The sequence below is a fragment of the Clostridium sp. genome (genome assembly GCF_016650035.1).
Lineage (GTDB): Bacteria > Bacillota > Clostridia > Clostridiales > Clostridiaceae > Clostridium_AD.
The window spans coordinates 38,745-65,710 of record NZ_JAENWM010000010.1; the positions used below are offsets into that span (position 1 = coordinate 38,745).

Sequence of the window (26,966 nt, forward strand, 5' to 3'; positions counted from 1 at the left end):
CTCACTAGAAATGAATAGATCAGCATCTGAATATCTTAGGAAGTTTAGAGAAGAGTAATATATTTCTCCTTTTATACTTAGTTTTATATTTTCTTAATAATTGCAATTATTAAAGAAAGAAGTAGAAGAATTGCCCCAATTAAACCACCCAAAAGAATTTTCTCTTGTAGAATAAAATAAGCCATAAGTAATGTAAATAGAGGTTCTCCAAGTAATATAATTCCTACACTTTCTGAACTAGCAACCTTTTGTGCCTTAGTTTGTAAAAGTAATGAAATGCCTGTGGAAAAAATACCAATAAATAAAATCGGTACAAAATTCGGATAAAGTTGTGGAAGGTTGAATCCTTCAAAATAAGCTCCTATAGAACTTGCAATTGTAACTACTGATAATTGAACAAAGGTTAAAACAAAGGCATCCCTATCGTTTCCAAAACGATCTAATAGTATAATATATAGGGTATAGGTGATTGCAACGCCAAGGGCAAGTCCATCACCTATATTAAAGCCACTTCCATTTAGTCCTGAAATAAGTCTAAGTCCAACTAAGGAAAGAATGACGCTAATTACTGTATACTTAGAAGGAGTCTTTTTTCTGATTGCGGTTTCTATGATCGGAATAAAAAGCACAGGGAGTGCTACTAAAAATCCGGATTTTGAAGCGGTGGTGTATTTCAAGCATATAACACTTAAGGAATAAGCGATAAAAGTAAGTATACCTAAAAAGGAACCGATTTTTATATCTTCCATTTGAATCTTTTTAACCTTATCGAAAGAAGTCATTAAAATAAATGCTGTGGCTAGAAAAAATCGGGCCATCATAAAATGGAAGGCTGGTAATTCAGTTATATATAATTTAATAAGAATGGTGCTCGTTGCCCAACCTAGGGCTACAAATAAAAGTTGAAGATGTGCGATTGTCTTTTTTGAAATCCTATTTCTAATTATTATTTCTTTCATCAAACTAAACACCTACCTATAAAATTATAATTGATAAATTTATTTTTCATATTTACAATTTCATTATAACATCAAATCTTGGAATTCATAATGACATTTCACTCAGTGATAATGTGGGATATAACCCTACATTTATTCATTTATTAACAATAAGGTACAATTACAGTTTGAATTTAATATATATAACGAGAGATATAAACATAGGTTTAAGGTGAATAATATGATAGTATAACATTAATAAATATGATTCAGGCTTATTGGAGGTAACGATATGAAAGAAAATAAAAAACTACAATTTAACAAACGTTCAAAAAAGAACACACAAAATTCAATGCTTAATAAGATAGTGGAAGTATCACAAAAGGCGGGAATAAATGTAGTTTATACAGGGCTATTATTATTCTATGTTTTACAAAAACCGTTTGTTCCAAAATGGGCAAAGGCAACAATAACTAGTGCTTTGGGTTATTTTATTTTTCCAGCAGATGTAATTCCAGACTTTACTCCAGCTATTGGATATTCAGATGATTTGGGCGTATTAGCATTAGCGATAGTAGCTGTAGCTATGTTTATTGATGATAAAGTTAAGAAGAAATCGAAAGCAAAGCTAAAAAGCTGGTTTGGAGAATATGAAGAAAGTGTATTGAAAGATATAGACAATAGGATTCATGAAAATCAGAAAGTCCACTAATTTCAATAACTTGGAGTAAGTGAAGAAAAAATATACATTTAATATGTGGATAAGTATGATAGTTTATCATTGTATTGGGGATAAATTAGGATCTAATCCAGCAAGCATTCAACAAATATGCTGTTAATTGTTCAGGAAGAAAAGATTATTTTGAAATCATGAATGATGTAAAAAAGTTAGTATTAAAGGGGAGCATTTTAGTAACTTGGGATTATCTATTGATTATTTAGTATTATTCATATATAATAGCTATATCAGAATACCTAACGGGGGTATACGGATGTAGCGTTTTTATTCTTATTTTATATAGGTTACTATAACTTAGGTGAAGGTTGTTCAAAGTGTCTTGCTTGTGTGGAAAAATGTCCAACAGGAAGTTTGAAATATACATTTAAAAAGTAATGTAAAATTAAAAATAGGGGAGTAACGCAATGATAGAAATAAGTGCAAGAATATTTGATTTGTTTATGAAGCCCTTTGAGAAAATTGCTTTAAGTAAAAGGAGAAGAGAATTGATACCTCGCGTTAAAGGGAATGTATTAGAAATTGGTGCAGGAACTGGAGTGAACTTTGATTACTATATTACGGAGAATGTATCAAAATTAACTATTGTGGAACTAAAGCTAAATGGGCTAATAACTAAGAAACCACTTAATTCACAGATGGATATTCATTATGTGGTAGGAAATGTTGAAAAGTTACCTTTTCCAGATGAAACTTTTGATAGCGTGGTTTCAACTTTAATTTATTGTTCCGTTGATAATCCCAAAAAGGCTCTTAGTGAAGTATATAGGGTACTTAAGCCAGGTGGTAAAATGTATTTTATCGAACATGTTCTACCTGAAGAAAAACATTGTAAGCATTTAGTGAATTCTCTTAATGACACATGGAAGTGTATAGGAAAGTGCAATGTAAATAGAGAAACTTATAACACTATAAAAAAAGCAAAATTTAGAGTGGAAAGTTATGAACAGTTTGGTAAGGGAGTTTTTATATTTATTAAAGGCATAGGAGTTAAGTAAAGATTTATTAGCAGCAATAATACTGATATATATATTCTTTAAAGAAAAAAAATTAGTAAAACCTCATGGATAGCTTCACGTAATCCATGGGGTTTCCTAATTAAAAATTATTTGTAATATGCAAACACATCCTCTATTGAATTTATCGCGAAATTTTGTGGAAGCGGAAGAACTTTTAAATCTTTCCCCACAAATTTACCATCTACATAATATTCAACACCATAAAAGGTCTCAAACCACATAAGGATTTTATCAATAAATGGAGTTTTAACTTCTAACAATTCGCAAAAACTCTTAATAATGCATAGTCCATATGGAAAATCTTCTAGAAAGTATCTTGAATTAAAATCTGGAATATACCCTTTTTCTGTTTTTATAAGTGGGGACTGTATATTCTTAAGTGCAGGCTTATTGCTAATTTGAGCAGTCATCTGCTGTGGTGAATTCGCTCCGAAATACTCCTTTACAAAACCAACCTTATTCAAATCAATAGTTCCTAACGTGCGACACAAGTTCTGCACCTCTTCATCAGTAGCTATTAGAATTGTTGAACATTCATCCGTCCACTCGTTATAAAATTGTATCATATTTTCCCAATATAATCCTTTTTTATAATGGTTAAAGATTCCATAAAGTCTTGCTGTATGAAGAATTGGATTGGCTGGTGCAAGCGCAACTTGCAGAAAATTTTCTAGTGGATTGCACTTCACGTTAATTATGTATTCCAATGCCTTGCATACTTCTGATGTATTACAAGCGGGAATAGCACCTATAAAAAGTTCATCTTTCTTACCCAAGTCATATACAGATTTTCCGTACTCCTTTAGTCTAGAAATACCATGAACCCTCTGAAATCCGAATATTGTACAGCCGTTTTCAATAAGTTCCTTGCAATAAAATTCTCCACCACCGTTACCTGGCATCATGCCAATCCAAACTTCTTTTTTAAGAAAAGGTTTTATTATTTCAATGGTTTTGCTAAATATATAAGATGGAAGTGTGGATATAATGATGTCAGCATCTCTTATTACTTCCTCTGGGTTACTAGATATCACATCCACCCTTCCAGTGTATTTAATTGTTCCATCATTATCACAAACATCAATAATATGGGTCCACTCATCTGGTCTGGAAGTCAATAATCGAACAGAAAGATCCTTATTCCTTCCGATGTCTCCTATTAAAAGTGTACCTATATTTCCACCACCTAAAATACATATATTCATTTTTTGTCCTCCTAAACATAGTTGTTTTTTTATATTTTATTTTCCCTTCAATATGTTATTAAAAGCTAAATCCGTATTATCCAAAACACCATTTACAGCTATAAATTGAGGGCTATTTTTTGAATCGTGTTACTATTATATCATATAAGTTCAAATAACCACATTATAACCCAAATATAAATATTCATAGGAAATAGCTCCGGTTTTCTCTATTTAACTTAGCATTGCTTTGAAATGAATATACTTAAGCAGTATTTTTAAGTAAACTAAAGTTAAATGTTTTGCTTGGTGCAGTGCATACCACCATATTATTTGCTGATTTCTCAGAAATTGAAGCAAATATAGTATGTTTATAACCTGGCATGATAAGATCAAAATGTATTTCGTCAGAAATAATTAAGACATTATTTCTCAAACAAATTTCTCCTATTTTCTCCAGTTCCTCTCTACTCCATACTCTTCCAGTCGGGTTATGAGGGCTACAGAATAGTAATATTTTATTGTTTGGATTCTGTGTTTTCTTTTCCAAATCTTCATAATCTATTTCATAAGTTGAACCATCGTTTATTAGTGGATTTTTAACCAGCTTCCTATTATTTTTTTCTATTGAATGATAGAGCGGATAATAAACTGGAGTCATAATTATAATCCCATCTCCTGGATTTGAAAAAGCTTTAATTGTTGAAAAAAAGCACTTACTACGCCAGCTGAACCAACAATCCATTCACGATTTATTTTGCTGGAGTGTGCATTTGATAAATATTTTACGGGGATAGACATTCTGGTGGGTACTTACCTAGAATATAAAGTATTGGTATGGAAGAACATATATAATTTATGATATAATTATAGAAGAAGAGTCTATTCATGGATATAGGGTATGATATCATTGTAATATAAGTTTTGTATTAAATAATAATCATAAAAAGGGGAAATGAAATCTTGAAAAATGATAAATTAAAAGGCCACATCATAGAAATTGTTGATAATCAAATGAGGGATAATAATCCTGAATGTACAACTGAAGTTTTTGAAAAATTAGTAGCTAGTGGATATTTAGAAGATATGGCAAAGAAAATGATTGGAGCAGTTCTAGTAGAGGAATTACATTATGTTTTGAAAAATGAGGAGTTATTTAATGAACAAAGATATAGGGGAAAATTATATGAGTTGCTAAAATAAATTAAGAAATTATAAAAAAAATTCGATAGAAAAAAAGCACTCATTAAATAAATGCTTTTTAATTAATTATTTATGATATAAAAGAGGTCACCGTAAATTTAACTGGAGAACCGCGATTAGGTGCAGTTTAGCGGTATTACAATGCCTAAACTCAATAATAACTTAAAAGGAGCAATTATGGAATTTCAAAAATCAGTTATTGAACTTATAAAGATGAGGACGTCAAGTAGATCATATGATCAAAGAAATATTGATAGTATAACCCTTAAAAAGCTAAAGGATTATATTACAAAAATTAATGAAGAAACAAAATTAAGGGTTAGGTTTATATTTATACAAAGTAATGATAATGATGGTGGGAAAGCAAAAAAATTAGGAACATATGGGATTATATCAGGTGCTAATTCATTTATTATTGGAATATTAGATAAAGAAGAAAAAGATGCACTTGAATTTGGGTATTTATTTGAAAAAATTGTGATTTTTGCAACGGATTTGGGACTTCAAACATGTTGGCTCGGTGGAACTTTTAATAAGGGGAATTTTGAACAAAATATGAGTTTACTTGATAATGAATTCATACCAATTGTTTCTCCAGTAGGAATAAAAAAAGAAAAGCCTAGAGTTTTTGAATCCGCTATGAGAGCAGTTATTGGTGCTAATAAACGAAAACCATGGAGTGAATTGTTTTTTGAAGCAGATAGTTTACTACCACTAAAAGAAGATAGTGAGGGACCATATGCTGTTCCATTAGAGATGGTAAGACTTGGACCATCTGCTTCAAACAAACAGCCTTGGAGAGTTGTAAAGGATAAGAATGCATATCACTTTTTACTTTGCAGAACAAAAGGCTATGGAGTAACTGGTTACGATATGCAAAAAAATGATATTGGCATAGCCAAATGCCATTTTGAGTTATCTGCAAATGAACTTGGGTTAAAGGGCACGTGGCAAGAAATAAAAAATATAAATACACCAAATGGATGGGAGTATATTTGTACCTGGTCTAATGTATAATAATATAAACGAATACATAATCGGAAGAGAATAGTGATGAAAAAATAATGTAAAATGCTGAATAGTCTTATCATAAAATTTGGGCTGTGACTAAATTGAAACCTGAATTATGCTTTTTTTAGGTTTGCCTACATAATATCCTTGAGCATAATCAATACCAATTTCACTAATAGTATTTAATATTTGCTCACTTTCAACAAACTCAGCAATAGTCTCCATTTTAAAAGCTTTAGACATACTCAGTATTGATTGAACAAGGTAGAAATTTTCTTTTTTATCATTTATATCTCGAATAAACGAACCATCAATTTTTATATAATTAGCAGGAATTTGTTTTAAATATTGTATAGATGAAAATGCAGTTCCAAAGTCATCTATAGAGAATTTTATACCTAGTTTTTTATAGGTATGCATTATAGAAGCTAGATTATCCAGGTTTTTAATACTTTGAGTTTCGGTTATTTCTAGCACGATATTTTTAGCTTTTATATTGTGAATCTTCATTATATCTATTACTTTAATTAAATAATCATCATTGTTTAACATCTTACCAGAAATGTTAAATGAAAATTCAATAGTGTCATCAGGATCCGCAATGTTTTTATAGGCTAAAGCTTTTTCTAGTACTATTAAATCAACGGTCTCAATTAAATTATTTTCTTCAGCTATTTGTATGAAAGGAAAAGGGGATAGATATTCATCTCCACTGTTAATTCTCATAAGAACTTCATACTTGGAAACATTATCTTTTCTAATATTGTAAATAGGTTGAAAAAATGGAATGATTCTATCTTCATCGATAGCTTTTAGTAGCGTTGTTTTCTTTTTAGTCTTTTCTTCATTTATTTTAAGCATATCATCAAAATTATCAAAGGAAAGGAAAGCTTTATTATCTGAATTTTTCAAATCATTAAGTGTATCTTTTGATAAATGTAGAGAATTTTCAACATCTCTTAATTGATTTTTATTGAATTTTATTAAACCCATGAAAGTATTAATGCTAATTGTAAAATCTTCAATTTTTATGATTGTTTTGCTTAAGAGTTCGTGATGTTCTTTGGCTATACTTAATGCATAATTCCAATCTTGAGTTTCAAATAAAAACATAAAATCAGCTGATTTATAATGCACCAGGGTTCCGTAATCTGACAAATGGTGTCTTAATATTAATGTAAACTCTTTTAATATTTTATCACCAACAGCATTGCCATAAGTTGTATTAATAGATGAGAATTCATTAATATCTATATATAAAATAAATTTTTCTTTATTGCTTTTAGATTTCTTATTTAAAATATCTATTAATTTATTTTTGTTATAAGAGTCTGTAAGAATATCATTGTAATTAGAAGTACTCAATATAAAGTATACATATGAAATAAGTATTATTGAAAGGATAAATCCAGTAAGTAAAAGCTTAAATAAATAGTTATTAAAATTTTTATTCATAATATCATAATCTATTAAACTAATAATTCGCCAATTTAAATCTGGTATTTTGGTAAAGTAACCATGAACGTTAACTCCTAGTATGTTAATATAATCAATTTGTCCAAATTCATTTCCTGAGAGGTGTTTAGTCCATAAATCCTTGTAACTATTAATAATCTTTTGTTCATTTACATTATATGTGGCTAAATACTCAGCCTGTGGATTTGACATTGAAAAACCTAAGAGATTTTTTTCATGATTAAGAATTACATTTCCATATTGATCAGTAATATTTGTATTAGTATACCCGTTATTTGTAATAACGTTATAAGTATTATAAAAATCATCCAGGAATAGATCTGTTGCAATTACTCCTATTAAATTATCATCTTTTTTTATAGCATAACTTACTGTAATAACAGGTTTTCCTGTAGCAACGTCATCATAGACTTTTGATATTATAGATGAATTTGTAGCAATAGCTTGGGTATACCAAATTCTAGTCCTTAAGTCAATTTTTCTGTCTTCAATAGTTACGTTACCCTTATAGTTAATCTCAACGCCAGTTTTATTATCAACAAAATAAATGCTGTGAAGTGTCGAAGATTTATTAATAATTCTATTAAAGGTGCTGGTTATTTTAGTGGATACTTCAGGGTTTAATACATCCTTTGACTCAGAAATGGAAGGTAAAAGTAAATTACCTGTTGTTTCTGTTAGATTTTTGATGGAATTAATCGCTGATTTAAAAAAAAGTGAATAATCATTTGAGTTTTTTTTTAGCGTAACATCTATTTCTGAAATGTATATTTGTTTATGATTTTCATATAAATAAAATATACAGGAATATAGCAAAAGTAAGATAAAAAAACTAGGAATAATATATTTAAATTTTTTATGTTTGATAAACAATCATCCTTGATATATTTTAAATTAACAATAGAATGCTGTAATAACTCATTTGTAACATGCTCTAATTGTTGTAATATACACATTTAGATAATATCATAATAATTAACGAACTTCAATAAAAATTAACAAACTTCAACAAACTTCAACAAACTTCAACAAATATCCCTGTTAAATTATAAATAATGAGTTTAATTTTACATAAAAACTATTCCGGTTTTTTCTTGCTAATGAGTAGAAATAAGTTATGTAGTGCGGCGAGCAACAGATAAGTAATCAGGAGAAATTGGACCTTCTGTGGGATCACATAGTGGACCAGGCGCATTAGCCGTATTTTTTATAAGTAAATCACAAACTCTTTAAAATTAGAAAAGAGGATGTCTCAAAATGATTAATTTAATCATTTTGAGACATCCTCTCTAAAGCATACAATTATCTTTCTTCTCTAAAATAAGGATTAGAAAGTCCAGCGGGTGGTGAATTTTTGCTGGATTTCTTCCTAGATACTATTACTAGAATAATTATTGTAGTTACATAAGGTATCAAAGCGATAAGGTATTGAGATACAGGGAAATTTGGTATGCCTTGTAACCTAAAACCAATGATATCAAGCCCTCCAAAAAGGTATGCTCCTAAAATTGCTCTATGAGGCTTCCAAGTCGCAAAGATTACCAAAGCCACCGCTATCCACCCTCTACCTGCTGTTACATTTTCTTGCCAAGCTGGCACATAAACAAGAGATAGATATGCTCCTCCAAGACCACAAAGAGCACCACCTATTAAAGTATTAACATATTTATATAAATTAACATTTATACTAGCTGCATCCGCTGCTGCTGGATTTTCTCCAACTGCCATGGTGTTTAATCCCTTAGTAGTTTTATACAAATATAAAAATAAAAGTACAGTTACAATATATCCAAAATAAACAAATTTGTCATGATTAAAAAATACATCTCCAATAATAGGTATATCTCCGATTAATGGAATTCTTACAGGTACGAAAAATGCTTTAACTTTATCAGGGGTTACTTGTCCAATCAAGTTTTTACCTATCATACTCGAAAATCCGGTTCCGAATATTGTAAGTGTAAGGCCACATACAACTTGATTAGCCCTAAGACTTATAGTTAAAAATGCATAAATCAATGCACTAAATGCACCAGCAATTGCTGCAGCTATCATTGCTATGATTGGATCTCCTGTACTTAGTCCAGCCATAAATCCAATGACAGAACCAACAAGCATCATGCCTTCTACACCAAGATTAAGATTTCCAACTTTTTCAGTTAATATTTCACCTAATGTAGCAAAAAGTAGAGGTGTACCAGCTACAACCGCAGCTGCCAAAAATGATATTATACTATCCATTTTCATTCTCCTCCTTTATGGTGCCATCATCTTTTTTAACTTGCTCCACATTAACCTCAAAAGTATTATCCTTCGGTATATTAATTTCACTTACATAACATTGTTCTTTAAAACTTACCTTATATCTAGTGAAGTATTCGCTGCCTAATACGAAAAATAGTATAACCGCTTGAATTAGTTGTGCAGCTGCTTCTGGTATTCCAAAGGCTGTTTGAATATATGAGGCGCCCTCTAAAAGAGCTGCAAAAAGTATAGATACTATTACAATAACGGGTGCACTGAGTGCAGATAGCCAAGCTATAATTATAGCTGTAAATCCAGCTCCACCTGCAACTTGTAGAGTTAAAGTTCTACTAACTGCTGAAGCTTGAATTACACCTGCGATTCCACATAGGGCACCACTTAAAAATATAGCTACATACATGGTGTTTTTAACTTTGATACCTGAATATATAGCTGTTTTTTCACTTTCCCCAAGCACCGATATTTCATATCCTTTTTTGGTATATTTCATAAAAATGTACACTATAATCACAAGGATTATTGCAATTACCCATCCCATATGTATACCGAAAAACTGTGGAAGAGTTGCATTTAGAGAAAAATTTGGTATTTTTGGAAAACCCATTGCGTTTTTATCTTTCCAAGGTCCATATTGCAAATAAGTAATAAGTTTTATGGCAATGTAGTTTAGCATTAAGGTTACAATGGTTTCATTAGTCTTCCATTTTCCCTTAAGAACTGCTGCAATTAATGCCCACAAGCCACCACCTAAAACCCCTGCAGCAAACATTATTAGTAATAGTGGAATTTGAGGCATCTGTGGAAATTTCAAAGCAAAATAACTAGCAAAAAGTGCGCCCATTAATATTTGTCCCTCTCCACCAATGTTCCAAAATTGCATTTTGAAGGCTATAGAAATACCAAGTGAAGCAATAATTAAGGGTATTGCTTTAATAAGTGTTTGCTTGATAGTATATTCTGATCCAAAACTCCCTTTTATAATTGCTGCATACACATCTATTGGATTAAGTTTAATTACTAGTAGAAATATAGCTAGTACTAAAAGTGATAGGAGGATTGCAATAGTTCTTATTTTAAAACTATCAGTTTTACTGATTTGTGCTCTTTTAACAAATCTCATCTATATTGCCCCCTCATCTACCGAATTTCCTACCATCATCATGCCAATTTTTTCTCTTGAAGTAAGTTTTGCATCGACAATCCCAGTAACTTCTCCATGACAAAGAACCATAATCTTATCACATAATTGCATTAATACGTCTAGGTCTTCTCCAATGAACAATATAGCTGTACCCTTTTCCTTTTCTTTACTTATAAGATCGTAAATTGTATAACATGTATTAACATCTAGTCCTCTAACTGCATAAGCCATAATAAGAATTTTCGGATACATGCTAAGTTCTCTTCCAACTAATATTTTTTGAATATTTCCACCGGATAAATATTTTATTGGATGATATATGTCTGGTGTTTTAATTTCAAATTGATCCACCATTTTTTTTGCCTTTTCAATCACTGGTTTCCTATCTATAAATATCCCTTTTTGTTTATGATAATCCTTTAGCAAAAGGTTATCCACCATGCCCATAGATGCAACCAGTCCCATTCCTAATCTATCCTCTGGTATAAAGCTCATGCTTATACCTTTATTTATAATATCCCTTGGTGATTTTCCAACTAGGTTTTCACCATCAAGTACTATCTCACCACCGAAAATCTTCTGAATTCCTGCAATAGCTTCACATAATTCCTTTTGACCACTTCCAGCTATTCCAGCTATTCCAAGAACTTCGCCTTCTCTCAAATAAAAACTAATACTTTTAATTACCTCTGCCTTTTCAGCATTTAACACTCTCAAATCCTTTACTGCTAGTACTATTTCTCCTGCCTCTCTATCTACTCTATTTATAGATAAATCTGCTTTTCGTCCCATCATAAGTTCTGTTAAAAGTTTCGGAGTGGTATTTGATTTTTCCACTGTTTTAACAGCTTCACCTTTTCTTAAAACTGTAATCTTATCACATATTTCCATTACTTCGTCCATTTTATGACTTATAAATATAATTGCGCATCCTTGTTCTTTCATTTTTAACATTATTTTAAATAATTTGTCAATCTCACTATCTGTAAACACTGTGGTAGGTTCATCTAACACTAAAATATTAGCACCTCTATAGAGTACCTTAAGTATTTCAAGGTTTTGCCTCTCGCCTACTGCCATATCGCAAACATATTTATTTATATTCACCTCTAATTGAAACTTTTCACATATATCATTGATCTTTTTTACTTCTAATTTATTATTAAAAAATATGCCACTGCTTTGGCCTAGTAATATGTTTTGCTTTGCTGTCATTTCCTCTACTAATTTAAAATGTTGATATATCATTCCAACTCCAGCCTTTATAGCATCTTTTGGAGACGTGAAATGCATATTCTTTCCATGAATAGAAATAGTACCACAATCCGGTGTGTATACTCCAGATAACATATTCATCAGAGTACTTTTACCTGCTCCATTTTCACCTAGTAATGCATGGATTTCCCCTCCATGTACAGTTAAATTCATATTTCTATTAGCAATAACTTTTCCGAAGGTTTTACTGATGTTCTCTATAGATACATAAGGGATTTTATCCATATTCATATTCCCTGCCCTTCATATTTTTTAGTCTTCTGGATACATAAAATATGAAATATAGTAAGTATAAATTTCATACTTACTATATTTCATATTCTTATAGGTTAATAATATATGTTTTGATACTGATATTATTCTACTTTGCTATTTGTCCTTCTACTCCCTCAACAAACCAATCCATTTGTAGCATTTCTGAATCTGTCATCTCTATATCTTTTTCAACTTTAACTTTTCCATCTTGACCCATTAAAGGTCCTACAAATATTTTGTTTTCCCCTGATAAAATTGCTTCCTCTGCTTTATCTACTGCCGCTTGTGCGCCTTCTGGTGCATTAGCTGTTAATGGTGCAAGTTTAACTATTCCGTCATCTAAACCACCCCAATAACTTGATGATTTCCAAGTTCCATCTTGAATAGCTTTTACTTGAGAAACATAATATGGTGTCCAATCCCAAATTGGTGATGTCATATAAGCTTTAGGTGCTTTAGCTTCCATAATTGTATTGTAGCCAATAGCAAACACCCCTGCTTCTTCAGCAGCTTGTAGTGGACCTGCTGTATCTTGATGTTGAGAAAGTACGTCTACGCCGTCGGCGATTAGTGCTTTTCCTGCTTCTTTTTCTGTAGCTGGGTCATACCAAGTATTAGTCCATCTTACTTTTACTATTGCTTTTGGATTTACAGATTGTACTCCTAAAGTAAAGGCATTTATACCTCTTATAACTTCTGGAATTGCGAAAGCTGCTACATATCCTATTGTGTTAGTTTTAGTCTTCATTCCTGCAACTATACCTGAAAGGTATCTTGCTTGGTACATACGGCCAAAATAGTTTGACATATTTTCTGAACTTTTGTATCCAGATGCATGTAGATATTTAACATCAGGATGCTTTAATGCTGATGCTTCCATGCCATCCATGAATCCAAAACTTGTTCCTACAATAACGTTAGCTCCTTGATTAATCATATCTTCGCATACGTTTTCTACTTCTGCTAAATCTTCTTTTACTGATTCTCTAAGCATTGTTGTTACACCTAATTCTGTTTCTAGTTCTTTTCTAGATACGTCATGAGCGTAAGTCCATCCCTCGTCACCTACAGGTCCTACATATAGAAACCCAATGGATAATGGTTTATCTTCAGTAACAGGTGTTTCGGTTGCTGGTGTTTCCGTTTTTGAATCACTAGAACAGCCTACCAACACTAAAGACATAACTAGTGTAAGTGAAATAAATAAACTTCCTAATTTTTTTTTCATTAATAATTCCCCCTCTAATCAATTCGATTGTTAATAATACTTACTAGATTTTATTATATCTAAAGTTTCGCCTAAACACCCTCCTTTTCAATTAAAGTTCCTCCATTTTAAAATTATTTTTCGATTTTCACCTTTTAGTAATGTTACATCATTTCTCATATAAAATCAATCTATTTTTGTGAATAATCATACAATTGCGAGTTTTGATTTTTCAATATTGAAGTTATTCATTTTGAAAAGGCATCCTGGTTTTTAAATTTCCAATTATAAACCCAATTGAAAGCAAGAAATCGAAACAAAGCTAAAAAGCCTATCCCTTAGATTCCTCTATGAAATAAACTTTCGATGTTGCATTTATTTAATTATTCAATATGTGTCCTTATTATTAAGATATGAAGCAAGTTAATATTGGTGATATAAGCATATAAAAGGAAGGAATGTATTAATATTTTTTATTAGTTATGGTATCATTAATATATAAGTTTTGTATTAAATAATAATCAAATAAATGGGAAATGAAATCTTGATAAATGATAACTTAAAAGCAGCAAGTATGGAATTTCAAAAGTCAGTTATTGAACTTATAAAGATGAGGACATCAAGCAGATCATTTAATCAAAAAAATATTGATAGTATAACCCTTAAAAAACTAAAGGATTATATTACAAAAATCAATGAAGAAACAAAATTAAGGGTTAGGTTTATATTTATACAAAGTAATGATAATGATGGTGGAAAAGCGAAAAAATTAGGGACATATGGTATTATATCACGTGCTAATTCATATATTATTGGAATATTAGATAAAGAAGAAAAAGATGCACTTGAATTTGGGTATTTATTCGAAAAAATTGTGCTTTTCGCAACGGATTTGGGACTTCAAACATGTTGGCTGGGTGGAACTTTTAATAAGAGTAATTTTGAACAAAATATGAGTTTACTTGATAATGAATTCATACCCATTGTTTCTCCTGTAGGAATAAAAAAAGAAAAGCCTAGAGTTTTTGAATCGGATATGAGAGCAATTATTGGTGCTAATAAACGAAAGCCGTGGAGTGAATTGTTTTTTGAAGCAGATGGTTTAGTGCCAATTAATGAAGACAGCGAGGGGGAATATGCTGTTCCTTTAGAGATGGTAAGACTTGGACCTTCTGCTTCAAACAAACAACCTTGGAGAATTATAAAGGATAAGGATGCGTATCACTTTTTCCTTTCCAGAACAAAAGGATATGGAGTAACTGGTTACGAGATGCAAAAAAACGACATTGGAATAGCCAAATGCCACTTTGAGTTATCTGCAAATGAACTTGGGTTAAAAGGCAAGTGGCAAGAAGTGAAAAATATAAATATACCAAATGAATGGGAATACATTTGTACTTGGTCTAAATAATATTTTAACTAAATTATACTATGGGGTTATTATATGAATGTGATAATCAGTCTTTTATTGCAAAAGCTCCTTTAGTGCTTATATTCCTTGCAGATTATCAAAGATGGTATGATGCTTTTGAATTAGAGAATTGCAATCCAAGAACACCAGGGGAGGGTGACATCCTTCTTGCCTGTGCTGATGCAATAATAGCTGCTCAAAACACAGTAGTAGCTGCGGAATCTTTAGGAATTGGTTCATGTTACATTGGTGATATCATTGAGAATTGTGAAACTATTAGAGCGTTATTAGATCTTCCGGATTATGTGGTGCCTGCTGCTATGGTGGTTTATGGTTATCCCGTTCAGGCTCAAAAGAATAGGAAAAAACCTGTGCGTTTTGAAGAGAAGTATATTGTATATGAAAATAAATATCGAAGACTAACTAAGGAAGAGCATATAGAAATGCAAAGCATAAGAAATGAGAAGGCAGAAATTCCAAATAGAGATATCAGCGAAGATATTAAAGCTTTATGCAACCGTAAGTATATGTCTGATTTCTCACTAGAAATGAATAGATCAGCATCTGAATATCTTAGGAAGTTTAGAGAAGAGTAATATATTTAAATATAACACTGAGAATAAAGGGAGATGGGTTAAAATGAAGACAATACGATGGGGAATCATTGGATGTGGTAACGTTACCGAGGTTAAGAGTGGACCTGGATTTCAAAAATCAAAACATTCACAATTAGTAGCTGTAATGCGCCGTAATGGAGAGCTTGCTAAGGATTATGCACTGCGTCACAATGTACCTAAGTGGTATGATAATGCTGAAGAATTGATAAATGACCCTGATGTGGATGCAGTTTACATAGCTACGCCCCCTGCATTTCATAAGGAGTATACAATTAAATGTGCACAAGCAGGAAAGCCGGTCTATGTTGAAAAGCCAATGGCACTTAATTTTGAGGAATGTAATGCAATGATACAGGCCTGTGAGAATGCCGGAGTACCATTATTTGTTGCATATTACAGAAGGGCTTTGGACCGCTTCAACAAGGTTAAGGAACTAGTTGATTCCGGACAAATTGGAGAAATTCGATTTGTTTCAATTACATTGTATAGGACACCTATCCAAGTTGACTCGAATTCTGGCAAAATGCCATGGAGAGTTAACCCTGAAATTTCAGGCGGAGGGGAATTTCACGATCTTGCTTCACATACCCTGGATGTTTTAGATTATATTTTGGGACCCATCGAGGAAGCAACTGGTTATGCGGACAATCAAGCTAAATTGTATGAGGCAGAAGATATTGTTACAGCGTCATTGTCATTCGCTTCAGGAGTCAAGGGGGTAGGGGTATGGAGCTTTACAAGCTTTTCTGACTATGATATGAATGAGATTGTGGGAAGTAAAGGAAAAGTATCATTTTCAACTTTTGGAGAAGAGCCGATTTTACTGACAACAATGGAGGGTATTACGGAAGTAGACATCAAAAAACCATTGCATATTCAACAGCAATTGATACAAAGTGTCGTAAATGACCTTAATGGCTTGGAAGTAAGCCCAAGTAAAGGGATTAGTGCCGCAAGAACCAATTGGGTTATGGATGAAATTTTAAAAAATTATAGAGTTAGCAGCAAAGATTGAAAGATATAGACATTAAGCTTAATGAAGAAAAAGGTATAGCAAAATTTTGCTATACCTTTTTTCTATATAATCTTAAAAAGGTTAAAATCGCCCCAATCATGCAAATAGCAGCTGCAGTTATATATACAGTTTTCATGCCGTAAATAAATGCATCATTACGTCCTACTACATAATCAGTTACATGATGACCAATTTTATAACTCATCCTGTTATACAACAGGGTAGTAGATAAAGCTATTCCACATACCATTCCTAAGTTTCTTACGAGTCCATTTATACTTCCTGCAACGCCTAGCTTGTCCCTTGGTACTGTGGACATTATAAGGGAATTATTAGGAGATTGAAATAAACCATTACCTATAGACATAGCTGCTATAAAAAATATCATACTTATTACTGAAGACTTCTCATTTAAAGTTGACATTAATAGTAGCCCAAAACTTGTAAACACAAGCCCTATAAATGTTAGAATTTCAGAACCTATTTTATCAGACAAATGTCCACTAATTGGTGACACTATAGACAAAATTAAGGGAAAAATCATAAGTATTAATCCTGTGAATGCAGGTGAAAACTTCATCACATTCTGAAGGTAAAAAGGTTGAATAATAATAGAACAAAATATAGCTAAAAATGATATAAATCCACAAAATATGCTGAGTGAAAATAATTTGTTTTCAAAAATTTGTAGTTGCAATAATGGATTTTCAATCCTTTTTTCTACTACAATAAATAAAGCAAAGGAAATAATAGATATTAAAAAGCCAAGTAAAATTATTGGCTGGGTAAAACCAACCTGCTGTCCTTTACCTAGAGCTGCAAATAAAGGAACTATAGCAAACATAAAAAGTAATGCTCCGACTCCGTCCATTTTTCCCTCTACTTTCTTGTGTCCTTTAGGAAGTAACTTAAAAGCATAAAATAAAGTTATTATACCTATTGGTATATTTATTAAAAATATGTATTTCCAACTGATGGTGTCTACTATAAATCCTCCTAATGCTGGTCCTACCAAGGCGCCTAGAGCCACGAAGGTTCCTGTAATTCCTAGCGCTTTACCTCTTTCATTTGCTGGAAATGTTTCTGTGATAATTCCCTGACTGTTTGCCATAACAGCTGCAGCGCCTATTGCTTGTATTACTCTAGCTAAAATCAAACTTGAAAATGAGTTTGTTATTCCACAAAACAAAGAACCTAGCGTAAATAAAGCTAATCCAAATTTAAATATCTTTGTCTTACCGACCATATCCCCAAGTCTTCCAAAAATCAATATAGTTGCCGAAATTATAATTAAATAACTTGTCACTACCAATTGAATACCACCTGATGTTACATTCAAAGATTTAGCCATTACAGGTAATGCCACGTTTACAATGCTACTATCTAGGGTAGCCATAAAAGTTACCATTACTACTATAAATAAAACTACCCATCTACTATTATTACTACTATTATTTGATGAATCCATATATGTTCTCCTTTTATATTTATTCTTGTAATTGGTCTTGTACCATTTTTTTCGTTTCGCAATATTATATCATAAGCAAATTCACTTCGCTAATAAAATAAGCCATAAGTAATGTAAATAGAGGTTCTCCAAGTAATAGGAGATTTTACAGGCGATGGTGTGGCAAAATAATATAAAAACCGACTATCTATTAAAGAAAGTCGGCAAGTTAATAACAAGTTATTAATAAAGGGAGATTATGAACTTCATTTTTCTTCTAAAATGATTTTATTATATTTTTGTAATTTTGCTATTATACGCTCCTTAATAGTATCCATGATGGAAGTACTCACATTTTTATGAAAGTCGAAATCGTACAGAATATCGATGCAATCTTCTAAAGTTTTAACTGCGTAAATGTGAAACAAGTTATTGTCAATGGCATCTAATATTTTTATGTTTAATATTAAATCATTAACATTACTATAGGGAATGATTACTCCGTGAGTTCCATCTAAACCATATAAATTGCATATGTCAAAGAAACCTTCAATCTTTTCATTTACACCACCAATAGGTTGAATTTCACCCTTTTGATTTATAGAACCTGTAATTGCAAGACTTTGTTTTATTTTGAAATCAGAAAGACTGGACAATAATGCAATAAGTTCAGCACCAGAGGCACTATCTCCTTCAATTCCAGAATATAATTGTTCAAATACAATACTGGCATTGAATGAAAGTGGAATAGTTTGTCCTAATAATTCTCCCACAAAACCAGATAGAATGAGAATTCCTTTACTATGAATACTACCGCTCATATTTGCTTCTCTTTCAATATTAATAATACCTTTTTTGCCAGCATAGGTGGCTACGGTAATTTTGTGTTGTTGTCCAACGGTACAATCTCCTGTATCTATTACAGATAAGCCATTAATTTGACCTACTCTAGTGCCTTTTAAATCAACTATATATATCCTGTTTTTATACATTTCCAAGATTTTTTTCTTATAAAGATTGTGCATATTTTGGAATTCTTCAATGGAATCTAAAATATGAGATTCATCTATCAAATTAATTCCTTGCTTTCGCGCTAGCACTGAGGCTAAATCTATAATTTCAAGAACTTTGTTCATTGAAGCAGTTAAATAGGCTCTATTTTCAGCTAATCTAGTTGCATAACGTAAAATCTCAATAACTCCATTTCTTGTAATGTGTAGAAGAGAATTTTCAGTAATATAGTGAGCTAGGAAACCTAATATCTTTTGTAAGTTTTCTTTTTCATTTTCTATTTGATGGTCAAACTCAGCTTTGATTCTAAATAATTCGTTAAAATCGTCATCGTTGTTTAAAATAGAATAAGACATATTTGTTCCAATAAGGATAATTTTAACTTGCAAAGGAATATCCTCAGGACTTAAGTTAATGATAGGATATAATTCTAAATTAGATTTAGCATTTTCTACTATAATGGAATCAGATTTTAAACATCTTTTTAATACTTTCCAAGAAATAGGATTAGAAAAAAACTGCTTAGCATCCATAATTAGAAAACCACCATTTGCAAGATGTAAGCTCCCTGAGCGGATCATAGTAAAATCGGTAACGATACTACCTAAATCATTTTTATATTCTATCTTACCAAATATATTATTATACTCAGGAGAAGCTTCTAAAATAACAGGAGCACCTTTTCCTTTTCTATTGGTTACAAGTACATTTACTTCATATCTTTTAAAGAAATTTTTGTCTGGAATTTTATTGATCTGTTTATCTTCATCTTCATCCATATAATTTAAAAACATATATATATTTTCCAAAAGATCCAATCGAAGTAGATTTAAAAAATGATCTACTTTATCATTAGGACCATATTTATTCTTAAGCATATTGATTTTATTATCTATGAGACTTGCTGTAACAGCATCCTCTAGAGCTTTTAATTCAGTATCAAATTCTTTGCTTGAAGCTTGCATCTTATTTAGTACTTCATAGGAAACTAATTTAAGTTTATTTAAACCCTCATTTAGGATGTCTTTTTCTGATTCGGAAAGTTTGTTGTAGACTTCTGAATCCATATCTTTACCATCTATTAAGGGAATGAAAACAAAATTTTCCTCTGGATTTGTTTCAACTCTAAAATGTAATGGCACAGCAGTATCATACAACTCCTTAGAAAAATGAATGCTAAGCTTTTCATATTTTTCAATAATATTAGCCTTCCGTTGTTCATAACTTTTATCATTAAAAAGGGTAGGTGATTCTTTGAAAATGGAAGCAATAAATTCCTCAAACTCTTTCTTAAATTCAGTTGCGGTTTCTGTTAAAAGAGGAATCGCTAAAGGTTTGATTTCTTCTTCAAAATTATAGACATAACACCAATCTCTAGGAGCTGGAAGGTCTTTTGCATATTCTTCTACTTTTTTTATGATATAGCTTGTCTTGCCAGTACCACTTTCACCAGAAACAAAAATATTATATCCTTTCTTATCCATTGCTAGTCCTATATTTATGGATTTAATAGCTTGTTTTTGACCTATAATATTTTCATAAGGCAGAATTTCCATGGTAGTTGAGAACATAGGAAGGTTATCAAAAGATAACTGTAGGTCTTTTCTTTTTAATTGTATATAACTTGTCACTATAACACCTCCTAAATTTATGTTGGATAAAGTAAAAAATAGAAAAATTCAGAATATTTAAATTAATTATATCATAATTTGTCGATAATTCAACTGATACTATAGTGCCAAGTTGTCTATTAGGGTAGAATAAAGCGAGGCAAGTATAAAATATATGTTGATTTCCATATAAGCACGTGTTACAATCACCTGAGATATTAGCAATAAAAACAATACGAAAATTTAAATGATTTATATAGTTTTCTAGGGTTCCGCAGTTTATGACTGGACTGGTCCAAGAGAGGACGCACAGTTAATGTGTACACGGAAGGATAAAAGCCTGGGAGATATTTTAAATAATATTTCTTTGGCTTTTTTTTATTGAAATCTTGCCATAAATATTATTATTAGTTAAATGATTACTATTAGTTAAACGATTATAAAAATACATGAAACTCGGAGGTAATGAATATGGAATGGTTATATTTAGTAGTAGCAGGGGTTTTTGAGGTGGAATGGGCAATTGGATTAAAATATTCAAAAGGGTTTACAAAACTAATGCCTAGTTTATTTACTATAGTAGGGATGGTAGCAAGTTTCTATTTTTTATCATTATCTTTAAAAAAACTTCCACTAGGAACTGCATATGCAATTTGGACAGGCATAGGAACTGTTGGGACTGTAATTTTAGGTGCTGTTTTGTTTAAGGAATCATTTGATATTATGCGTGTAATTTGTATTGCATTGATAGTTAGTGGAATTGTTGGGTTAAAATTAATACCAATACATTAAGCTGAAAGATTGAGATTATACTAGGGGGTTATTATATGAACGAGATTTTAAAACAAATAAAAGATAGAAAATCCATGAGGGTGTTTGAAAATAAGCCTATTGTAGCTGAATTAAAAAAGGAAATACTAAATGCAGCATTTGAGGCTCCAACAGCGGGTGCAATGATGCTTTATAGCATACTTGATATTACTGATGAAAAATTAAAGAAGCAATTATCAGTAGAATGTGATAATCAGGCATTTATTGCAAAAGCTCCTTTAGTGCTTATATTCCTTGCAGATTATCAAAGATGGTATGATGCTTTTGATATGCAAAATTGCAATCCAAGAACGCCAGGGGAGGGTGATATCCTTCTTGCCTCTGCTGACGCAATAATAGCTGCTCAAAATACAGTAGTAGCTGCAGAATCTTTTGGAATTGGCTCATGTTACATTGGTGATATCATTGAGAATTGTGAAATTATTAGAGGGTTATTAGATCTTCCGGATTACGTTATACCTGCTGCTATGGTGGTTTATGGTTATCCTGTTCAGGCTCAAAAGAATAGGAAAAAGCCCGCGCGTTTTGAAGAGAAGTATATAGTGCATGAAAATAAATATCGCAGACTAACTAAGGAAGAGCATATAGAAATGCAAAGAATAAAAAATGTGAAGGCGGAATTTTTAAATAAAAATATTAGCGAAGATATTAGAGCTCTATGTAGTCGTAAGTATATGTCTGATTTCTCACTAGAAATGAATAGATCGGCATCTGAATATCTTAGCAAGTTTAGAGAAACCAAGGAGTGAGACAAGGCGAATCAATGACCATAGCCTTATATCTATGGTCTAATATGTTAGGGTAAAGTTTGATTCTTTACAATTATGTTATATAATGGTGGCATTGATTTTTAAAAGTATCTGTCGGCTATACCCGTATTTATGCTTTAAGATCACAAGATTTGTAACTAGAGATATCAGGTATTTATAAGTTACAAATCTCATTCCATACCGTTTCATCAGCAACAATGCCATTTTCAAGGCTATCCTCGCGCGTTTTTACAGTACGTTGCCCAGGATAATAAACTTTTCCATCATCTTCAATAGGCTCTGCGGTGCTCAGATGATTAATAGTACTTTCTAGGATATTATTGATTTCTTCTTCGGTTACAAAAGTATGTGGATTAATAGTTATAAAAATTTGAGAGCACCCACCACAACCTCCTTTTCCTACATTATCAAGTTCACTGGTTGGCATACCATTTGAAAGAATTGCACCTACCATATCAAGTAAGATAGCAAGCCCAGAACCTTTCCAGTACCCTATTGGCAGAACTCTCATTGATTCTTCAATAGAATCAGGATCTGTTGTTAGGTTCCCTGCACTGTCAAAGCCACCAACATATGGAAGCTGTTCCCCTTTTAAGCTTGTTATTTGTAGCTTCCCATAAGAATATTGTGCCATTGCCATATCCAGTACAATATTACCTGCTTTTCTAGGAATTCCAATACATAATGGATTATTACCAACACAAGGAACTTTTGAGCCCCATGCTGGCATACATGACTCTGTATTCGTCCAACATATTGATAAAAAACCATCATTTGCTGCATCCCATGCATATGTACCACCACGCATCCAGTGAGTTGTATTTCTGAGCGTAACAATCCCAATGTTATTCTCTTTAGCAAGCTCAATTGCTCTGTTCATAGCAAATTTTGCATTTAGGATTCCTATCCCCATATTACCATCATAGTTCTCCATACAACCACAACTTTTAACTAAAGTTGGAGTAGCTTTGATATCAACCCATCCTTTATTAACATAGTCTATAAATTTTGATACTCTATTAAGTCCGTGGGAATAAACACCATCTCTGCTGGATTCTGTGTGAACTTTAGCGCAAATTTGTGCCTGTTCTTCTGTTAAACCTGCTTTTATCATCACACGTTTAATTTCTGCATACATCTGCTCAAATGGAATTCTCATAATCTTCACCTCTCCTTTATTCTAATTTTATTGTAGCATTCTATACAATTTATTTCCATAATCAATAAATATATCTATTGACATTAATGCTACGGAAATGTGTATAATAATCTTGTAAGGAGATGACCTTCTGTGTAGTGATTTAATCTGCTAACAGTCGGACCCTCTATAATATCGTATAAATAATAGCAACTGATTCTGTGATTTTTGGGCATACTAATATTGGAACATAAAATTTGATTCATTCACTCCTATTAAAAAGTCTGTGTTAAGCCCTAACATAATGTGGCATTTTGCATACATTCCTAAAATGGAATGTTATCATGGGATTGTTAGGTTTATGAAGATATTTCTTGTATGGCTGGAATTGAAATTGTTGGTTTTTGATTTGGATTTAGTTAGGGATTTTATTAGTTAACAAAACTAACTTTAAAATATGGGCAATATAAGATATAATATGTATAATACGTTAATTCTTCAAAAAATATTAAGAGGTGATTTTATGACAATGAAAAAAAAGTTTGTTTTGTATTCTGTAATTATAATTCTCATTATATGCTTATTTTCTTTAGGTAGTATAGTTCAATTTGTTATTAGTATTGAATGGTTTAAGGAAGTGGGATATCTTTCAGTGTACTTTACAAAGATACTAACAATGCTTAAGATGATGGTTCCTGTTTTCATCCTTACCTATATTGGTATATGGTTATACTATAGGAGCATCAAAAAAAGCATCCTACATTTGCAAAAAGTGGTTGAGGTAAATTCTATGAAAGAGTCTACCCAAAATAAAATTTTTATAGCTTGTAATTTACTTGTTTCATTTGTATTTTCTTTTGCTTTTGCATCTGCATATTGGGATATGTTTCTTAAATTCATAAATGCAGTTAGTTTTAATATAAAAGACCCTATTTATAATATGGATGTATCTTTTTATATTTTTAAACTTCCTTTAATTGAATCTATATATAGCTTTATAATAACACTACTAGTATTTTTAGTTATTATTAAAGGAGTAATTTTCATTGCATTTAAATCAAAAGATATTTTCAATGCAGGGAGAATACAAAATGGTTTGGTAGATCCAAAAGAATTTGGGAAGGAACTTATTAAATTTGGAGGTAAGCAGATTGCAATAATATCTTCACTTATAGCACTTTTCCTATCACTTGGATTTGTAGTAAAGATATTCAATTTAGCATATAGCCCTAGGGGAGTTGCTTATGGGGCAAGTTACACGGATATTCATGTAACATTACTTTTTTATAAAATATTGATTGTAGCTTGTATCATTGCTTCAGTAGTAATATTTATTAGTGTTTTAAGATCAAAGGTTAAACCTATAATAATTTCAATTGCTGGTATAGTTTTGATAAGCTTTGTACAAGTAATATCAGGAGCTGTAGTTCAAAGCAGTATTGTAAGTCCGAACGAAAAGCAATTTGAAAGACCATATATTCAAAATAATATTGATTTAACAAGGAAGGCTTTTAATTTAGAGGATATCACTACAAAAGCTTTTGCCGTAAAGAACGATTTGAAAAAAGAGGATATTTCAAATAATCAAAAGACAGTAGATAACATTAGGATAAATTCAACTGGGCAGGCGCTTGAATTTTATAATCAAGTTCAAATATTAAGATATTACTATAATTTTAGTGATATAGACGTAGATAGATACAAAATAAACGATAAATATAGTCAAGTATTTATTTCAGCAAGAGAAATAGACTCCACATTATTATCCCCAGACACTTGGCAAAATACCCACATGATTTACACTCATGGGTATGGTGTTGTAATGAGTAAAGTAAATGCTGTTACTTCAGAAGGGCAGCCTGATTTTGTAATAAAAGATATGCCAATTTCAAACAGTACAGATATTAAGTTAACTAATCCGAGAATATACTACGGTGAGCAAACAGACCTGTACGCATTAGTAAATACTAATGTGAGTGAATTTGACTATCCCCAAGGTGATGGCAATAATGTAACGACTTATGATGGAGAAGCCGGAATCAAAATGAGTTTTATTAATAAAGTTTTATTTGCAATAAATAAGGGGGAACTAAATTTTCTATTATCAAGGGATCTTAAGAGCACAAGTAAAATTCTTATTAATAGAAATATAGTTGAAAGGGCGAAGACTATAGCTCCATTTTTAAATTATGACCAAGATCCATATGTTGTTGTAAGTGAAGGCAAAGTATACTATATACTTGATGCTTACACTACATCCACCCAATATCCATACTCGCAGCCACAAAATGGAATAAACTATATTAGAAATTCGGTTAAAGTTGTAATCGATGCTTATGATGGGTCTACAAATTACTATATGGCAGATTCAACTGATCCAATTGTGCAAACCTACGCAAAAATTTACCCCGGTTTTTTCAAGGATATGTCAGAGATTCCAGCTGACCTTAAAGCACATTTTAGATATCCATCTGATATATTTAATATTCAAAGCGCGGTCCTTGGAAAATACCATGTAACTGATCCAGGAGTCTTTTATAGTGGGGAGGATATTTGGGATGTTTCTAAGAATGCAAACGCAGTAGGTGGTGAGGTTAAAACAACTATTCCACCATATATCATACGGAAATTAACAGATACAGACACAGATAGTCAAGAAATGATATTACAACAATATTTCAATATAAAGGGAAAATATAACATGACCGCAATTTTAGGTGCTAGAATGGACGTAGGAAACTACGGCAAACTGTTCCTAGAACAATTCCCAGCAGAAAAAACAGTCTATAGTCCACACCTTTTTAATCAGAGTATAAGTCAGGATACTACAATTTCGGCACAGCTTTCACTGTGGGATACAGGTGGATCTGAAGTGCAATATGGAGACACTGTAATTCTACCAATAAATAACTCGCTTCTTTATATTGAACCTCTATATTTAAGAGCTAGTGGGAAAAATAGTATTCCTGAAATGAAAAAAATAATATTATCTTATGATAGCAAGCTAATTATGGTTGATAATATGGAAACTGGCCTGGCGCAGATATTTAATTATAAGGCGCCAAATGAAGTGATTACAGGTACGGGAACTACTACAGAGCCATTAAGTCAAGCTAAGATAGAGTTAATTAAGCAGGCAAATGATTTATATTTAAAAGCGCTTGAAGCTCAAAGAAATCTAGATTGGACAAAATATGGAGATTATAATGAGCAACTTGGAACCTTACTAAAACAATTAAATGATTAAGAACAAAAGACAGATGCAAATAAACTGGTACCTATGTCAAGGACATTCTAAAAAAAGAAGATTAACAAGACAAGAGATGATTTCTGTATTGTACAGGGGTCATTTTTTTTAAGTCCCATTGATACCTATAATTATTATAATATATAATATACTTATCAA

General features: G+C 31.5%; 22 protein-coding genes and 1 riboswitch. Of the genes, 10 read left to right on the plus strand and 12 right to left on the minus strand.

The window, feature by feature from the left end; translation table 11 throughout:
- Positions 1-83: 83 nt before the first annotated feature.
- A complete protein-coding gene (locus JJD95_RS03990; protein ID WP_291640594.1) occupies positions 84-959 on the minus strand; it encodes a DMT family transporter in 876 nt (291 codons plus the stop codon).
- A 271-nt stretch (positions 960-1,230) separates the two neighbouring features.
- Between JJD95_RS03990 and JJD95_RS03995 the strand changes: the two genes are divergently transcribed.
- Together JJD95_RS03995 and JJD95_RS04000 are read left to right on the plus strand one after the other, a co-directional pair.
- Positions 1,231-1,650, plus strand: a complete 420-nt coding sequence (locus JJD95_RS03995) for a YkvA family protein (protein WP_291640596.1) — start codon at positions 1,231-1,233, stop codon at positions 1,648-1,650.
- A 431-nt stretch (positions 1,651-2,081) separates the two neighbouring features.
- Entirely contained in the window at positions 2,082-2,672 is a 591-nt protein-coding gene (locus tag JJD95_RS04000) for a class I SAM-dependent methyltransferase (RefSeq protein WP_291640598.1), read from the plus strand.
- 107 nt (positions 2,673-2,779) lie between these two features.
- Here JJD95_RS04000 and JJD95_RS04005 read toward each other — a convergent pair whose 3' ends face one another.
- Positions 2,780-3,898, minus strand: coding sequence for an NAD/NADP octopine/nopaline dehydrogenase family protein (locus tag JJD95_RS04005; protein ID WP_291640600.1), 1,119 nt, complete (start codon positions 3,896-3,898; stop codon positions 2,780-2,782).
- 244 nt (positions 3,899-4,142) lie between these two features.
- On the minus strand, positions 4,143-4,622 hold the full coding sequence (locus tag JJD95_RS04010; RefSeq protein ID WP_291640603.1) for an aminotransferase class I/II-fold pyridoxal phosphate-dependent enzyme: 480 nt from the start codon (positions 4,620-4,622) through the stop codon (positions 4,143-4,145).
- 218 nt (positions 4,623-4,840) lie between these two features.
- Here JJD95_RS04010 and JJD95_RS04015 point away from each other — a divergent pair, with 218 nt between their 5' ends.
- Together JJD95_RS04015 and JJD95_RS04020 are read left to right on the plus strand one after the other, a co-directional pair.
- Positions 4,841-5,080: a hypothetical protein gene (locus JJD95_RS04015; protein WP_291640604.1), complete on the plus strand. Its 240-nt coding sequence runs from the start codon at positions 4,841-4,843 to the stop codon at positions 5,078-5,080.
- Positions 5,081-5,257: 177 nt separating this feature from the next.
- A complete protein-coding gene (locus tag JJD95_RS04020; protein ID WP_291640606.1) occupies positions 5,258-6,097 on the plus strand; it encodes a nitroreductase family protein in 840 nt (279 codons plus the stop codon).
- Between the two features lie 90 nt (positions 6,098-6,187).
- On the opposite strand, the gene JJD95_RS04025 is transcribed toward JJD95_RS04020, so the two are convergent.
- The 5 genes from JJD95_RS04025 to JJD95_RS04045 form a co-directional block, all read right to left on the minus strand.
- Positions 6,188-8,383, minus strand: a complete 2,196-nt coding sequence (locus tag JJD95_RS04025; RefSeq protein ID WP_291640608.1) for an EAL domain-containing protein — start codon at positions 8,381-8,383, stop codon at positions 6,188-6,190.
- Positions 8,384-8,869: 486 nt separating this feature from the next.
- Complete coding sequence (locus JJD95_RS04030) at positions 8,870-9,808, minus strand: ABC transporter permease (RefSeq protein WP_291640610.1); 939 nt, start codon at positions 9,806-9,808, stop codon at positions 8,870-8,872.
- On the minus strand, positions 9,801-10,952 hold the full coding sequence (locus tag JJD95_RS04035; RefSeq protein WP_291640612.1) for an ABC transporter permease: 1,152 nt from the start codon (positions 10,950-10,952) through the stop codon (positions 9,801-9,803). Before JJD95_RS04035 ends, JJD95_RS04030 begins: the two co-directional genes overlap by 8 nt.
- Positions 10,953-12,479 carry an ABC transporter ATP-binding protein gene (locus tag JJD95_RS04040; RefSeq protein ID WP_291640614.1) on the minus strand — a complete coding sequence of 509 codons (1,527 nt, stop codon included), beginning with the start codon at positions 12,477-12,479 and terminating at the stop codon, positions 10,953-10,955. It lies immediately after the preceding gene.
- Positions 12,480-12,609: 130 nt separating this feature from the next.
- The gene (locus JJD95_RS04045) at positions 12,610-13,731 is read right to left on the minus strand and encodes a BMP family ABC transporter substrate-binding protein (protein ID WP_291640616.1); all 1,122 of its coding nucleotides are present in this window, start codon (positions 13,729-13,731) and stop codon (positions 12,610-12,612) included.
- A gap of 508 nt (positions 13,732-14,239) precedes the next feature.
- Between JJD95_RS04045 and JJD95_RS04050 the strand changes: the two genes are divergently transcribed.
- The 3 genes from JJD95_RS04050 to JJD95_RS04060 are packed head-to-tail and all read left to right on the plus strand — an operon-like array spanning position 14,240 to position 16,753.
- Positions 14,240-15,121 (plus strand): nitroreductase family protein, encoded by an 882-nt coding sequence (locus JJD95_RS04050; RefSeq protein ID WP_291640618.1) that lies wholly within the window; start codon positions 14,240-14,242, stop codon positions 15,119-15,121.
- Positions 15,122-15,141: 20 nt separating this feature from the next.
- A complete protein-coding gene (locus JJD95_RS04055; protein ID WP_291640620.1) occupies positions 15,142-15,717 on the plus strand; it encodes a nitroreductase family protein in 576 nt (191 codons plus the stop codon).
- A gap of 43 nt (positions 15,718-15,760) precedes the next feature.
- Positions 15,761-16,753, plus strand: a complete 993-nt coding sequence (locus JJD95_RS04060) for a Gfo/Idh/MocA family oxidoreductase (RefSeq protein ID WP_291640622.1) — start codon at positions 15,761-15,763, stop codon at positions 16,751-16,753.
- Between the two features lie 49 nt (positions 16,754-16,802).
- Here JJD95_RS04060 and JJD95_RS04065 read toward each other — a convergent pair whose 3' ends face one another.
- Positions 16,803-18,221 carry an MFS transporter gene (locus tag JJD95_RS04065; RefSeq protein ID WP_291640624.1) on the minus strand — a complete coding sequence of 473 codons (1,419 nt, stop codon included), beginning with the start codon at positions 18,219-18,221 and terminating at the stop codon, positions 16,803-16,805.
- Between the two features lie 245 nt (positions 18,222-18,466).
- Entirely contained in the window at positions 18,467-20,842 is a 2,376-nt protein-coding gene (locus JJD95_RS04070; RefSeq protein WP_291640626.1) for a Lon protease family protein, read from the minus strand.
- 232 nt (positions 20,843-21,074) lie between these two features.
- A riboswitch (guanidine-I (ykkC/yxkD leader) is annotated at positions 21,075-21,170 on the plus strand.
- Between the two features lie 122 nt (positions 21,171-21,292).
- Between JJD95_RS04070 and sugE the strand changes: the two genes are divergently transcribed.
- Together sugE and JJD95_RS04080 are read left to right on the plus strand one after the other, a co-directional pair.
- A complete protein-coding gene (sugE, locus tag JJD95_RS04075; protein ID WP_291640628.1) occupies positions 21,293-21,613 on the plus strand; it encodes a quaternary ammonium compound efflux SMR transporter SugE in 321 nt (106 codons plus the stop codon).
- A gap of 35 nt (positions 21,614-21,648) precedes the next feature.
- On the plus strand, positions 21,649-22,401 hold the full coding sequence (locus JJD95_RS04080; RefSeq protein ID WP_291640630.1) for a nitroreductase family protein: 753 nt from the start codon (positions 21,649-21,651) through the stop codon (positions 22,399-22,401).
- 175 nt (positions 22,402-22,576) lie between these two features.
- Here the strand turns inward: JJD95_RS04080 and yiaK are convergent, their stop codons facing one another.
- On the minus strand, positions 22,577-23,581 hold the full coding sequence (yiaK, locus tag JJD95_RS04085) for a 3-dehydro-L-gulonate 2-dehydrogenase (RefSeq protein WP_291640632.1): 1,005 nt from the start codon (positions 23,579-23,581) through the stop codon (positions 22,577-22,579).
- Positions 23,582-24,089: 508 nt separating this feature from the next.
- Between yiaK and JJD95_RS04090 the strand changes: the two genes are divergently transcribed.
- Positions 24,090-26,807: a UPF0182 family protein gene (locus tag JJD95_RS04090; protein ID WP_291640634.1), complete on the plus strand. Its 2,718-nt coding sequence runs from the start codon at positions 24,090-24,092 to the stop codon at positions 26,805-26,807.
- 61 nt (positions 26,808-26,868) lie between these two features.
- Here the strand turns inward: JJD95_RS04090 and JJD95_RS04095 are convergent.
- On the minus strand, positions 26,869-26,966 hold a 98-nt coding region (locus JJD95_RS04095; protein WP_291640636.1), incomplete at its 5' end, for an IS3 family transposase.

Excerpts from the sequence above, each read along its gene's own strand:
- JJD95_RS03990 (WP_291640594.1), bottom strand. The coding sequence starts at position 959 with ATGAAAGAAATAATAATTAGAAATAGGATTTCAAAAAAGACAATCGCA.
- JJD95_RS03995 (WP_291640596.1), top strand. The coding sequence starts at position 1,231 with ATGAAAGAAAATAAAAAACTACAATTTAACAAACGTTCAAAAAAGAAC.
- JJD95_RS04000 (WP_291640598.1), top strand. The coding sequence starts at position 2,082 with ATGATAGAAATAAGTGCAAGAATATTTGATTTGTTTATGAAGCCCTTT.
- JJD95_RS04005 (WP_291640600.1), bottom strand. The coding sequence starts at position 3,898 with ATGAATATATGTATTTTAGGTGGTGGAAATATAGGTACACTTTTAATA.
- JJD95_RS04010 (WP_291640603.1), bottom strand. The coding sequence starts at position 4,622 with ATGGATTGTTGGTTCAGCTGGCGTAGTAAGTGCTTTTTTTCAACAATT.
- JJD95_RS04020 (WP_291640606.1), top strand. The coding sequence starts at position 5,258 with ATGGAATTTCAAAAATCAGTTATTGAACTTATAAAGATGAGGACGTCA.
- JJD95_RS04030 (WP_291640610.1), bottom strand. The coding sequence starts at position 9,808 with ATGGATAGTATAATATCATTTTTGGCAGCTGCGGTTGTAGCTGGTACA.
- JJD95_RS04035 (WP_291640612.1), bottom strand. The coding sequence starts at position 10,952 with ATGAGATTTGTTAAAAGAGCACAAATCAGTAAAACTGATAGTTTTAAA.
- JJD95_RS04040 (WP_291640614.1), bottom strand. The coding sequence starts at position 12,479 with ATGAATATGGATAAAATCCCTTATGTATCTATAGAGAACATCAGTAAA.
- JJD95_RS04045 (WP_291640616.1), bottom strand. The coding sequence starts at position 13,731 with ATGAAAAAAAAATTAGGAAGTTTATTTATTTCACTTACACTAGTTATG.
- JJD95_RS04050 (WP_291640618.1), top strand. The coding sequence starts at position 14,240 with ATGGGAAATGAAATCTTGATAAATGATAACTTAAAAGCAGCAAGTATG.
- JJD95_RS04055 (WP_291640620.1), top strand. The coding sequence starts at position 15,142 with ATGGGGTTATTATATGAATGTGATAATCAGTCTTTTATTGCAAAAGCT.
- JJD95_RS04060 (WP_291640622.1), top strand. The coding sequence starts at position 15,761 with ATGAAGACAATACGATGGGGAATCATTGGATGTGGTAACGTTACCGAG.
- JJD95_RS04065 (WP_291640624.1), bottom strand. The coding sequence starts at position 18,221 with ATGGATTCATCAAATAATAGTAGTAATAATAGTAGATGGGTAGTTTTA.
- sugE (WP_291640628.1), top strand. The coding sequence starts at position 21,293 with ATGGAATGGTTATATTTAGTAGTAGCAGGGGTTTTTGAGGTGGAATGG.
- JJD95_RS04080 (WP_291640630.1), top strand. The coding sequence starts at position 21,649 with ATGAACGAGATTTTAAAACAAATAAAAGATAGAAAATCCATGAGGGTG.
- yiaK (WP_291640632.1), bottom strand. The coding sequence starts at position 23,581 with ATGAGAATTCCATTTGAGCAGATGTATGCAGAAATTAAACGTGTGATG.
- JJD95_RS04090 (WP_291640634.1), top strand. The coding sequence starts at position 24,090 with ATGAAAAAAAAGTTTGTTTTGTATTCTGTAATTATAATTCTCATTATA.